9 protein-coding genes are annotated in these 12384 nt (G+C 38.7%); 6 read left to right on the top strand and 3 right to left on the bottom strand.

The features are described from left to right. Positions 1-405 precede the first annotated feature (405 nt). A complete protein-coding gene (locus NSU02_RS19390; RefSeq protein WP_117016908.1) occupies positions 406-1188 on the bottom strand; it encodes a CsxC family protein in 783 nt (260 codons plus the stop codon). 150 nt (positions 1189-1338) lie between these two features. Continuing rightward, positions 1339-4233: a BC_2427 family protein gene (locus tag NSU02_RS19385; RefSeq protein WP_339193685.1), complete on the bottom strand. Its 2895-nt coding sequence runs from the start codon at positions 4231-4233 to the stop codon at positions 1339-1341. A 504-nt stretch (positions 4234-4737) separates the two neighbouring features. Between NSU02_RS19385 and NSU02_RS19380 the strand changes: the two genes are divergently transcribed. The 4 genes from NSU02_RS19380 (at position 4738) to NSU02_RS19365 (ending at position 8381) form a co-directional block, all read left to right on the top strand. Continuing rightward, positions 4738-5649 (top strand): LysR family transcriptional regulator, encoded by a 912-nt coding sequence (locus tag NSU02_RS19380; RefSeq protein ID WP_339193682.1) that lies wholly within the window; start codon positions 4738-4740, stop codon positions 5647-5649. Positions 5650-6109: 460 nt separating this feature from the next. Beyond that, complete coding sequence (locus NSU02_RS19375; RefSeq protein ID WP_339193680.1) at positions 6110-7159, top strand: NAD(P)/FAD-dependent oxidoreductase; 1050 nt, start codon at positions 6110-6112, stop codon at positions 7157-7159. 334 nt (positions 7160-7493) lie between these two features. Next, the gene (locus NSU02_RS19370) at positions 7494-8009 is read left to right on the top strand and encodes an acyl-CoA thioesterase (RefSeq protein WP_082829614.1); all 516 of its coding nucleotides are present in this window, start codon (positions 7494-7496) and stop codon (positions 8007-8009) included. A gap of 24 nt (positions 8010-8033) precedes the next feature. After that, positions 8034-8381 carry a hypothetical protein gene (locus NSU02_RS19365; RefSeq protein WP_339193678.1) on the top strand — a complete coding sequence of 116 codons (348 nt, stop codon included), beginning with the start codon at positions 8034-8036 and terminating at the stop codon, positions 8379-8381. A gap of 239 nt (positions 8382-8620) precedes the next feature. Here the strand turns inward: NSU02_RS19365 and NSU02_RS19360 are convergent, their stop codons facing one another. Continuing rightward, a complete protein-coding gene (locus NSU02_RS19360; RefSeq protein ID WP_339193676.1) occupies positions 8621-10039 on the bottom strand; it encodes an NAD(P)/FAD-dependent oxidoreductase in 1419 nt (472 codons plus the stop codon). A gap of 594 nt (positions 10040-10633) precedes the next feature. Between NSU02_RS19360 and NSU02_RS19355 the strand changes: the two genes are divergently transcribed. Together NSU02_RS19355 and NSU02_RS19350 are read left to right on the top strand one after the other, a co-directional pair. Then, entirely contained in the window at positions 10634-11356 is a 723-nt protein-coding gene (locus NSU02_RS19355) for an ABC transporter ATP-binding protein (RefSeq protein ID WP_339193674.1), read from the top strand. After that, positions 11353-12378, top strand: a complete 1026-nt coding sequence (locus NSU02_RS19350; RefSeq protein WP_339193672.1) for an ABC transporter permease — start codon at positions 11353-11355, stop codon at positions 12376-12378. The genes NSU02_RS19355 and NSU02_RS19350 overlap by 4 nt, the downstream gene beginning before the upstream one ends. Positions 12379-12384 lie beyond the last annotated feature (6 nt).

The raw sequence follows: 12384 nt of genomic DNA, 5'->3' as shown, positions 1-12384 counted from the left end.
ATGATGCCTCTGCTGTTCTTGCGTTTCCTAAACGCTGCAAAAACCGCTTGAGACTTACCGAGCGTGTGGAACAACTCATTGAAGAGATTCGTATTTTTCCAAACCGTGAGTCCATCCTGGTGATTGGGCTGTCTTTCGAGAAATCGATGAACAACCTAACATGACTGAATACTAAGAGCGGCGCAAAAGCACTGGAACATATCAGAGTTACTCAAGATAATGGCAAATAAGCTACGCTTAGAGCTGCAGTGAGTGAACAAGGGAAAACGTTTAGGAAAGCCCGAGCTCTCGCAGCAGGTTCAGCCGATAAAGGGCTTAAATTTTCTTTTAACGAGAAAGCGAAGAAATAACAGTTAAAAAGAAAAGTAGAAGCCATGACCCAAAAAGTCACGGCTTCTGAACTAGTTATTTGTGTTTAGATCTGTTTGTGGCAGCATCTAAAGTTCCTTCAGGGAAACTAGGAGTTACTTGTGTAGCTGTAGTTTGAAATTGTTGAACTTGTAATAATTTCACAGTAAGATCTAAGACGATTTTTTCGCGCAATGTTTTAAACTGGCCTTCAGGTCCTACTTTAACTGGTGAGAAATCAAGTTCATAGAAGTTTGCGGCTATTAATTCACCGTATGGTTGTTCATTATATTTGACGAGATTTTGGAAGAAATATTTATCCAAACGAGGAACAAGGTCATTTTTCTCATTTAAGAAGAGAGCTTTGCTTTGATCAGAAATTCCTATTATTGGGAAAAGAAGGAAATCTCCGGTTGGAGCAGCGTCTGCAAGTTCTGTAAAACCAGAGAACGGAACGTCTGCAATTCTGTCTTGAAGTGCTCCATTGCAGTCTCTGGAAGCATATTCAATATCTTTGCGAATAAATCCTGATACAAATAATTTCGCTCTAGTTACTCTAAAATAGTCCGTTGTACCAATACGTGTAAATCTAACAGGTACTAGTTTCGCTTGTTCCAAAAATACGTTTTTTGTCACTCTCTTAATTTCAGTTGCTGGCGGATCAAGCGGAATATCTGCCTCTACTACCACTTGAATAGTTTTTTCTGCTAATACAACTGGAGTTTTAAGAGTTACAGTAACATCTGGTGTAAGAACTAAATCGGTATTTTCATTTGATAATGGTACTTGTTCTGTCGATTTTACTGGGCAAGCTGGGATTTGATGATCGTCTTTACTCATGAAAAAATCCACTCCTTAATTTTTTTTTTGAGTTTTCCAAACTCTGCATTAATACAATATGCAGCATTCATTTTTAAGTTTGGGCTTTTCACATAATCATTTTTCTCATTTTTAAATCAAAGAGTGGATTTCGTATACATTCGATGATCTCTAGATTCCATTGCCAGCATAACTGACCCGAACTTGTTGTACTTGTAATAAATGAACGATTAAATCCAATATAATTTTTTGGTGCAATTGACGATAGTAAGGTACTGATTCATTTTGTTTGGAACCTTCATTTCCGTTGTCTGCGGCAGTGTACTCAATATTTTGTGATATATATCCTTTTATAAATAAATTTCCTTTCAGTGCTGTACATGTTCCATTATCTAATGATGGGGAGAATTGAGTAGGTACGAATTTACAATTTGTTAGTACGACCTCTTTAGAGATTTCTTTAACGCCCAAAATCTCTTCTTCAAATACAACATCTTCTTCTAAAATTATTTCCATTTTGTATTCCCCTGCTACAACTGGAACTCTAATTTGTATAAAGTCATGAGATGTACAAGTTTTGTTATCTGTTTCGCTTGTTTTCGCAGCTTTTGAGTCATGCAGGGGAACTGCAATAGATTGATAATGATTGTTTTTATTATTCTTACTATAACTGGAAACAGTGTCAGTTAAAGAGATCATTTCATGAATTTTAGAGCAAACTAAACGGCAATCAGGCTGTTCAGGATAATAAGTTGTCGTATTGAGTAATTTTGTGTTTAATTGAGGAGTTTGTTTATTGTTTAAGTCAAGAAATTCAGCTGAATTTTGAACTATACTGCTAAAGATAGGAGAATGAAGAAAGTCATCTATTTCTACAAAAGTCGAAAATGGTCTTTTTATAGTCATTGAACATGTTTTTCCATATTTGATAGATTCATCTGCATTATCAAAATTAATAGCTTTTTGATCATTCGTTCCATCCGATTCGGATGAAGGATGAACAGGCTCAAAAACAGAATCGGTCGGAGATTTTTTATTTATCTCCTGTTCAGCATGAGAAACCTCATCCGTTTTCACAATATGCTCAACATCAGCTGAGGAATTTTGTTCAGGAACGACACCATCCGACGAATGATCCGGCTCAACTTTATGGTCAATAAAATTGGTTTCATGAATATTTTCTTGATCATTTATTTCATCCGGGCCGGATGAAGCAGGAACAGGTTCAAAAACTGAATCGGTTAGAGCATGATCCTTTGTATTCTGTTCAAGACCAGCAGCATGAGAAGTCTCATCCATTTTCGAAGCACGAACAACATCTGTTGTAGGAACTTGTTCAGAATCGGCAATATCCAATGGACGAGTTAGTTCGACTGTATGGTTAATAAAATTGATCTTAAAGACATCTTGATCGTTCGTTTCATCCGAACTGGATGAAGCATGGGCAGGTTCAAATGCTGAATCTGCTGGATGATCCTTTTTATCCTGTTCAAGATCAGCATGGAAATACTCATCCGTAATCACAGCATGCTCATCAACAGCTGAAGGAGATTGTTCAGGATCAGCTCCAACTGATGAGTGAACTGGCTGGTTAATAAAATTGTTTTCACGGACATCCTCATGATCGTTTATTTCATCTGAACTGGATAAATCTTGGGCAGGTTCAAATGCTGAATCTGCTGGATGATCCTTTTTATCCTGTTCAAGATCAGCATGGAAATACTCATCCGTAATCACAGCATGCTCATCAACAGCTGAAGGAGATTGTTCAGGATCAGCTCCAACTGATGAGTGAACTAGCTGGTTAATAAAATTGTTTTCACGAACATCCTCATGATCGTTTATTTCATCCGAACTGGATAAATCTTGGGCAGGTTCAAATGCTGAATCTGCTGGATGATCCTTTTTATCCTGTTCAAGATCAGCATGGAAATACTCATCCGTATTCACAGCATGCTCATCAGCAGCTGAAGAAACTTGTTCAGGAACGGCATCGTCCGATGAATGAACTGGCTCGACTGTATGGTTAATAAGATTGATTTCACTGACATCCTTATGATTGTTTATTTCATCCGAACTGGATGGGGCGTGAACTAGCTCAAAACCCGAATTGGTTGCAGGTTGATCATTCGTCTCCTGTTCATCAAGATCAGTTAGAGAAATCTGCTTAATATGAGAAGCCTCATCCGTATTCACAGCATGCTCGTCAACAGCTGGAAAAACTTGTTTAAGATTGTTTTCATCCAATAATTGAGCAAGCTCGACTGAATGATCAAAAGAATTGGTTTCAAAGTTATCCTCTTGATCATTTATTTCATTCGAGCTAGATGCAAAAGTATACACAAGTTCAAAAACCGAATCCATTGAATCTTGATCGTATTTCTCATGATGTTCAAAATCAGTTAAAGAAATACGCCTAACATGAGAAAAACCATCCATTTTCAAAGTATGATCATTACTAGGAAAGAGAACTAGTTCAGAATTGGTTCTATCCGATGATGAATGAGCTCTATCGACTGAATGATCAATAGGATCAGTATCAAAGCCATCCTCTTGATCATTTATTTCATCCGAATTGGATGAAGGATGAACAGGCTCAAGAACCGAATCGGCTGAGGGGTGCTCCTTTGTCTCATGGCTAGGGCTAGGTAGAGAAATCTGCTTAATATGGGAATCATCCGTTTTTAAAGTGTGGTCATCAGTTGAGGAAACGTGTTCAGGATCAGTCGTTCTATTCGATGGTTGAGTAGGACCACAGATGCTGCCTGTATGATTTCTTTTAGACATATTATACTTTTTGTATAAATTCATCAGTTTAGAAACATTATTTTTATTTTTGTTTAGTTTGGTCACCTTTTTTATCCCGTAATTTTCATGTGAATCATCTGCTTCTGCTGTATCAATGCGATTTGGCACAATATCTGATTTGTGACTATCATCATCTTCTTCTCTATGCTGAAAATTGGGGCATACAGATTTTTTTTGAACTCTTGAAGATTTAAAAATGTTCATTTGTTTAGAACGTATTTGCTGCATCCTCTCATGGTGAATCCATGGAGTTTTCATGACACCTCACTCCCAAATTAACGAATTTTTACTGTATTTATTTATGCTTTATTTCCCGCATTTGTCCCTGTACAATTCAGGAAATTTCAAAAATAAGCTCTATGTAGCATTTTTCTCAAATCAGATGATTTGCCTGTTTCTCTTCAAAAATTCGATAAATGGGGATACTATGCCCGCTAATCTTTTTATAATATTGATATGGAATATAAAAATAAATGATTGCATAGATGAATGAAATGAAAAGTTTTTAGATATAAGAAGGGGGATCTTGAAGGATTAAAAGAGGACAAAATTAGAGCTTTTTATTTCCGAATAAGATACTTCCATTGTTGAAATTAGCGTAATTAAACACAAAAACACAAGGGGCTGTCTAATAATGAACTGCCCTAACAAGAACATTAAGGTTTTATGCTTCGCCTATTTGATGAAACAAATTTAAAGCGCTAAAGTGAAAAGTGTGGTAAACTTTATTATCATTAAAATGTAATAGGGTGTTTGATTCAATTGGAAATTAAACAATTGAAGTGTTTTCTTGAGGTTACACGTACCGGCAATTTTACCACTGCATCTGAGAATCTGTTCATTACGCAGCCTGCTCTCAGCAGAATTATCAAATCATTGGAGGATGAAATTGGAGCACCGCTTTTCATACGTACTAGAAAAAAGCTGATATTGACGGATGCAGGCCGTATTTTAAAAAAACATGCTTTAAAAATTGAAAATCAGCTGCAGCAATTGGATGCAGAACTTGATAAAATGTTTATGCAAAGAAAACGACAAATTCGCATCGGGCTACCTACGATTACGAATTCCATTTTCTTCTCAAAATTGATTGCATCGTTTCATGAAGAATATCCAGAGGTGATTTTCCTACTAGAAGAGGATGGTTCCAAACCAGTTGAAGAGAAGGTTCTCAATAATTTATTGGATTTTGGGGTCGTTGTTCTTTCTGAGGAAAATGAAAATCTTGACAGTATTATATTTGTGAATGAGAAATTAAAACTAGTTGTCTCTTCGTCTCATCGTCTGGCGGGAAAACAGGAAGTGTCTTTGCAGGAGCTAAAAAAAGAGGACTTTATTATGTTCGACCGGGATTTTGTGCTAAGAAATCTTGTCATCAATTCTTGTAGAGAAGCCGGTTTTCAACCGAAAATTATTTCAGAAACATCACAACTGGAGTTTATTCAAGAATTGGTTGCCTACAATATAGGCATTACTTTGCTGCCTGAAAGTACGTGTATAGAACTAACAGATGATTTTAAAACGATCACCGTCACTAATCCGGAAATCGAATGGAATCTGGCAATGATTTGGAGAAAGGATGTAAGCTTATCACAGATTGCGCAGGAATTTGTACGATTTGCAAAAGAAAAGCTGTCGACAGCTAATCCCGGACAGGATTCTAAATCCGATTGAGTCAACTATAAGAAAGCTTCCTTTTATGAAAGGGAAGCTTTTTTTACTTGAAGCAGAAAAAAAGAAGAAAGTGTCTTTTTTGTGTGGAGCCGTCTCTTGTACTTAAGCAGGGGTTAGGAAGGATTCATTTGAATATCATGTTTCATATGTTCGTGGAAGCGGCCGCTATCTTTTCATGAAAAATAGATAGAGGTTCTAGATGTCCGTTGATTTCTCGCATCTACAATATAGATAGCTTGAAGAAAGACGGATGTTTCCAACGGTTAGGGACCGTTTGGGACTTGCTCTCGTTGTGCGAATGCGAGACAGTGGTCCGACCGTCCATAAACAATACGAGCTCTATATGGTGTAAACATTTTTTTCAATAGTCAATCACTATTCGTTGTAAAAGAGGTAAAAACAATGTATATTTAATTGAGAATGATAATCATTTACTGGGTTCTAGGAGAGGTGGAAATAGATGAAACATGACGAATTATACGATGTGACGATTATTGGCGGCGGACCAGCGGGGTTGTATGCGGCATTTTATAGCGGATTGCGGGAAATGAAAACAAAGCTGATTGAGTATCAGCCGCAATTGGGCGGCAAGCTTCATGTTTACCCGGAGAAAATGATTTGGGATGTTGGAGGACATGCACCGATTACAGGAGAACAATTAATTAAGCAGCTTGTCAAGCAAGGATTAACATTTAATCCTACAGTGGTTCTAAATGAAAAGATTGAATCGATGAAACGAAAGGAAGATGGCACTTTTATATTGCAGGCCGCTTCTGGACGGCAGCATTTTTCCAAGACGGTCATTGTCGCAGTGGGAAGCGGTATATTAAAGCCGCAAAAACTGGAGATCGAGGGTGCAGAAAAGTTTGAGGTGGCTAATCTGCATTATACAGTGAAATCGTTAAAGATCTTCAAAAATAAAACGGTCATCATTTCAGGAGGAGGCAATGCGGCTATTGATTGGGCGAATGAATTAGTGCCGATTGCTAAAAAAGTGTATTTGACGTATCGAGGGGAGATGTTAAAAGGTCTTGAATCGCAGGTGACGCAGCTTCTAAACAGCTCGGCTACTTGTTATTTTCATACCTCGATTACCAAATTGATTGCCAGCGAAGATCATGAACGGATTGAACGAGTCGAGCTAACAAACCGTGAAACAGGAGAGATCACCTATTTATCGATTGATGAAGTAATTGTGAATCATGGCTATGAGCGCGATTCCTCCTTGCTGGAAAAAAGCGAGTTGAATATTCAAATGATTGACAATCACTACATTGCGGGCAACGCCCATAGCGAATCTTCTGTACCGGGACTTTATGCAGCGGGGGATATTCTAAAATACGATGGGAAATTGCATTTGATTGCGGGGGCCTTTCAGGATGCCGCAAATGCGGTAAATAGCGCTAAACAATTTATTGAACCTAAGGCTGATAAATTTGGCATGGTATCATCCCATAACGAAATCTTTAAAGAACTCAACCGAGAATTGATAAAGCAAATGATGAAATAAAAGTTTATTTGGAATAGAATGTAACACACGACCAAGCTCAATGATACGATCCCTTTATAGTAGACAGGAAAAAGAAAGCCTGTTCATCTGTCTATTATGGAGGGATTTTTCTATATGTGCTTTTTTATTCCTGTCTACTTGACTGGGGACAGCTCATCACACGGGTGGTTTTTTGTTTAGGTTAAAGAGCGCTTCCATACTATTTTGTTATGAATTGTATATAGGATTGGCATTGTATCTTTGCAAACCAGCTATATTATAATTCTCTTTGTAAAAATTCTAATACGGATGAAGCGTACGCTTCAAAAGTATTTTTATACGTAAGGTGATCATGATGGAAGCAAAAAAAGTTAAAGAAACACGTGTTGTTCAAACAGATCAAGTGCTCATTAATGATTTGAACAATTATCATACATTATTTGGCGGAGTTTTAATGAAGAAGATGGATGCATGTGCGACGCTTTCCGCCCGCAGACATACAAGGGTAAAGGAATGTGTTACGGCGTCGACCGACTCCGTTAATTTCCTTGAACCGATCCGGGTAAGTGATTCGGTTTGTATTGAATCATTTGTTAGCTATACAGGTAAAAGATCCATGGAGATTTTCTGTAAAGTGATTGCAGAAGATCTAGAAACTGGGAAACGAAGAATTGCAGCTACTGCATTTTTCACTTTTGTTCCCTTGGATGAGAATAAAAGACCGTTGGAAGTACCGCCTATTATTCCAGAAACAGAGGAAGAAAAATATCTCTACGAAACAGGAAAAGAACGTGAAAGCATTCGCAAGTTAAAAAGACAACAAAATAAAGAACTCGTGTCCAGACTTTCACTGAATAAACCGTGGGATTAATACGGAACAAAGGAATGATATAGTGTGATAATAGACTCTAGTTACGATGAGTTGAAAAATGCACAAACCGCTATCGAAAACTTAAAGGCAACAACACCAACTATTTATCGGAAATTTTTAAATATCGTCCATTTGACTCGTCAATTACAATATGGATATCAATATATGGGCTCTTTACTAATGGATGAAGACCCGGATCGATTCCAACCGAAATTTCAGGATGATTATGTATTGTCTATCTATCATCAGGAAATCGAAAAACTAAAAAAAGATAAAAGATTTCCGGAATTAAAACAATTGCTGCAATCATATAAACATATTAGCTATACAAACATTAGCAAGCTGGCTTTAGGGAAAAACCAGCAGCATTAATTGGTCCAGCTGTGGTCCATTAATTGCTCGAAGGGAACTGAAAAAATTTAATTGGGTGGATCGAACTTTGATTCGATTCACCTTATTTATTTTTAAAGAGTGTTAAAAGGCTGCTTTCTCCGGTCATAAATTCCATGCAAACAGCTGTCCGAAAAAATGTTGCTTGAAAAAAGGGGCGCCTCTTAGCTGAAAAATCAGCTTGAGACAGCCCCCACACTACCAACGGTTATTCTAAGGCCTTACTCCTTTTTAGTCCATTCACCGACAAATTCGATTTCGCTATAGGAATAGAAGTCTTTCAATATCTTTTCGCGATCATCTAAGAAAAGCTGATCTGCTACTTCTGATACGAGCTTGCGTATACCGTATTTCAAGCCGGAAAGAGCAGCTGCTGTAATGCCACAGCTGATCAAACCCGAATAGTTGAAAGCGAAAATTCCGTACAGAAGCTTTTTGCCCTTTTCATCGCGGCTTATAAAAGCGAAACCAGGGCTGAGATAAGGATGGGCATCAAGCATTGGATTGGCCAGCTCCTTCGGGGGATGATAGCGGTCTCCCCAACGAGCAATGTGGCTTTCGACAAGTTTCAGCTCCGGACGCAAAGCAGGATCAGTGACGAGTCCGGTGCAGATGATCAGAAAATCGAAGGTGAACTTGCCCTGAGGTGTGGTCACTACTGCACCTTGATCTGCAGCTTCAACATCAAGCCATGGTGCTCCTAAGTGCAGGTGAAAACCGGGCCATGAGGCTGCGCGTCCGAAGGTATCGTTGGTCGGCGGCTGATTATATTTAAAGAAATGAGCGATGATTGCATATTTATCAGCGTCCGATAGAGCTTGGAAATGTTCAATTAGACCGGAAACTTCCATATAGCGGATCGGATTGATACGCTGCAATTTCTTGCGGCGGACAAAGACATGAACTTCGGCCGCACCCTCTGATAAGGCAAAATTGGCATTATCAAAGGCAGATGCGCCGCCGCCCAAAATTCCGATCTTTTTCCCTTGTAGTGCTTTAAAATCAATTGCTTCTGAGGAGTGGGCATAGAGATGATGCGGCAATTTTTCAGCAATGAAAGGAGGAACATGCCATTCGCCGCCGCCTTGAATTCCCGTGGCTAAAATAACCTTTCGTGCGAGCAATATGTCAGATGGTGCACCCGTTCCTTCAATATGAAGCCGATGAATCCCTTCATCAGTCGGCTCTATCAACTTCAACTTTACTTCATTGATGACGGGCAGATTGAGAACTTTCCGAAACCAGCGCAAATAATTCATCCAATCTCCCCGAGGAATTTTGTCTAGCGCTTCCCAGCCTTCCGATCCGAATTGTGCTTCCCACCAAGCGCGGAAGGTTAGGGAAGGAATCCCAAGATCGATGGAGGTCAAATGTTTAGGTGTTCGCAAGGTCACCATACGGGCGTAGGTTTCCCACGGTCCTTCCCAGCCCTCTCGGTTTTCATCAATGACAAGAATGTTGGATATTCGTTCGCGTAGAAGACCGAAAGCCGCACCTAAGCCGCTTTGGCCGCCGCCGACGATCACGACATCGTAGACATGCCCTTCAGGTTTTTTTAGCGTTCGCACCCAGCTTGGACCTCCGAAGGCGAGATAGGAAAGATCGGTTTTCACTTGTTTGTTTAATGCCTCTAAGCTCATCCTTTTTCACTTCTTTCAACTGTAAGATTTGAAAGTCACATATGTCAGCCTTATCCGTAAACAGAAATCCGCATGAGAAGAATTATTATATTGAATCAATCATTATTGTTTTTACAGTACCACTTGCCCATATAGTATCACTTCAACCATTTTTATTGAATGTGTATTGTATCTAAAATCTCCTTTAATCGTTATGTAAAATAACTAAAAATGCTTGTTTAATTTCTTCTAAGGAACGAATAACAAGGCTATCTTCATCTAGTCGTTCCTGTAAAACACTCCTAATGAGCCAATAGCTAACCGATTGCCCCGATTTCTCCAATGGGCATAATTTGTGCAAAAAAGCGCATCTTCTGATGTTCATTCCTCAGTCAATTTGTGTGGATTTTTTCTAGTTCAGATGCTTATTGTTGCTTTTTGTATAAATCCGCAGCGGTCAGCTTTTTTAAGACGATAACTATTAAAGCCGAATCTGTTTAAAAAATTTTTTCTATCATTTACAAAAAATGAGTGATTACTCACTTAACAAAATTCATTTGCACAACTATAATTTATGTGAGTACTCACTCATTTTGTACGAAAGGAAGGGAAAAAATGGCCTCAATGATTATTGTCCGTAAAGCTGCGATTTCATTTGGGAAGGAAAAAGTGCTAAAAAATATTGATTTGGACGTAAATGAGGGAGAGATTTTCGGGCTTCTTGGTCCATCCGGCTCTGGGAAAACGACGTTGGTCAAAATGATCACAGGAATTTTAGAGGGAGATCAAGGGAAAATTTCCATCAAAGATCAAAAAGTTCCTTCACTCGAGCTAATGAAATCAATCGGTTATATGGCGCAATCGGATGCTCTTTATCAGGAGTTGACCGCGAAAGAAAACCTGGAATTTATAGCCGCTATTTACGGGCTAAAACGCCAAGAACGGAAGAAAGCGATTCAGGAAGTTTTGGAAATTGTCGATTTAACTGATCATATGGATAAAGTTGTCAAGGACTTTTCAGGTGGGATGAAAAGGCGGTTGTCTCTAGCTGCTTCGCTCATGCATAAACCGGATCTATTAATTTTAGACGAACCGACGGTTGGAATCGATCCAGTGCTTCGCCAATCGATATGGAGTGAATTAAGAAAACTAAAAAACAACGGGATGACCATTTTAGTTACGACACATGTCATGGATGAAGCGGAAAAGTGTGATCGTCTGGCCATGCTAAGAAACGGTTATATCATTGCTTGTGATACGCCGGAAAAGCTAAAAGAAAACCAAAAGGTCGATTCACTTGAAGAAGCATTTTTAGCATACGGGAGGAATGAGAAATGAGAATAGGAGCTGTTGTCATCCGAATTATAAGACAGCTGTTAAGGGATAAACGGTCGATTGCTTTATTGATCTTTGCGCCGCTTTTAGTTATCACTCTTGTATGGCTTGTATTAGACGGCGACCCATACGAACCGAAAATAGCAGCAGAAAATATACCGGCGCCGCTTGAGCAAGTATTGCAAAATGAATTGGAGAAAGATGTTGTTCACATGTCCGAAAGTGAAGCGAAGGAGGCTTTTCAAAAAGAGGATTTAGATGCATTTATAACGATAAAAAATCATGTTCCGTATGTTTTGCTGGAAGGAAGCGACCCGACAGCCAATTCAGCGGTTATGAAGGTGATTCAAACCGCCTTCAGCTCCCTGTCAGACCAAAAAAATATTCAGCCTGATGTCGAATATTATTATGGCTCTGACAAAATCAATCTTTTTGATCAGACGGGTTCAGTACTAATCGGTTTTTTTGTCTTTTTCTTTGTTTTTGTGCTAGGCGGTATTTCATTTTTGCGGGAAAGAACACAAGGAACATTAGAAAAATTGCTGTCGACGCCGATTAAAAGATGGGAGATTGTAACAGGCTATTTGCTAGGATTTGGCTTATTCACGATTATTCAATCGTTCGTTATTGTCACGTATTGCGTATATGTACTTGATATTTGGATGGCAGGGGATTTTTGGCAGCTGTTAGTAGTTACATTTTTATTAGCCATCACTGCGCTGGCGCTTGCTACCCTTTTATCAGCCTTTGCAAATAATGAGCTGCAAATCATGCAGTTTATTCCGATTGTCATCATTCCACAAGCATTTTTTTCGGGAATCTTTAACTTGGAGACATTGGCAGAGTGGTTGCAAGTGTTGAGTAAATTTATGCCGCTTACTTATGGAGCGGACGCCATTCAAGAAATCATGATTAAAGGAAAAGACTTGGTCGATCTTTGGCAGGATTTGCTAATATTGTTCGGCTTTGCGCTGCTTTTCTATGTCTTAAATATATTTGCATTGAAAAAACATCGCAGGTTATAACAATAA

This window comes from Aeribacillus sp. FSL W8-0870 (assembly GCF_037963755.1).
In the GTDB taxonomy this organism is placed as follows: domain Bacteria; phylum Bacillota; class Bacilli; order Bacillales; family Aeribacillaceae; genus Aeribacillus; species Aeribacillus composti.
This window is presented reverse-complemented; position numbering and strand designations above follow the sequence as displayed.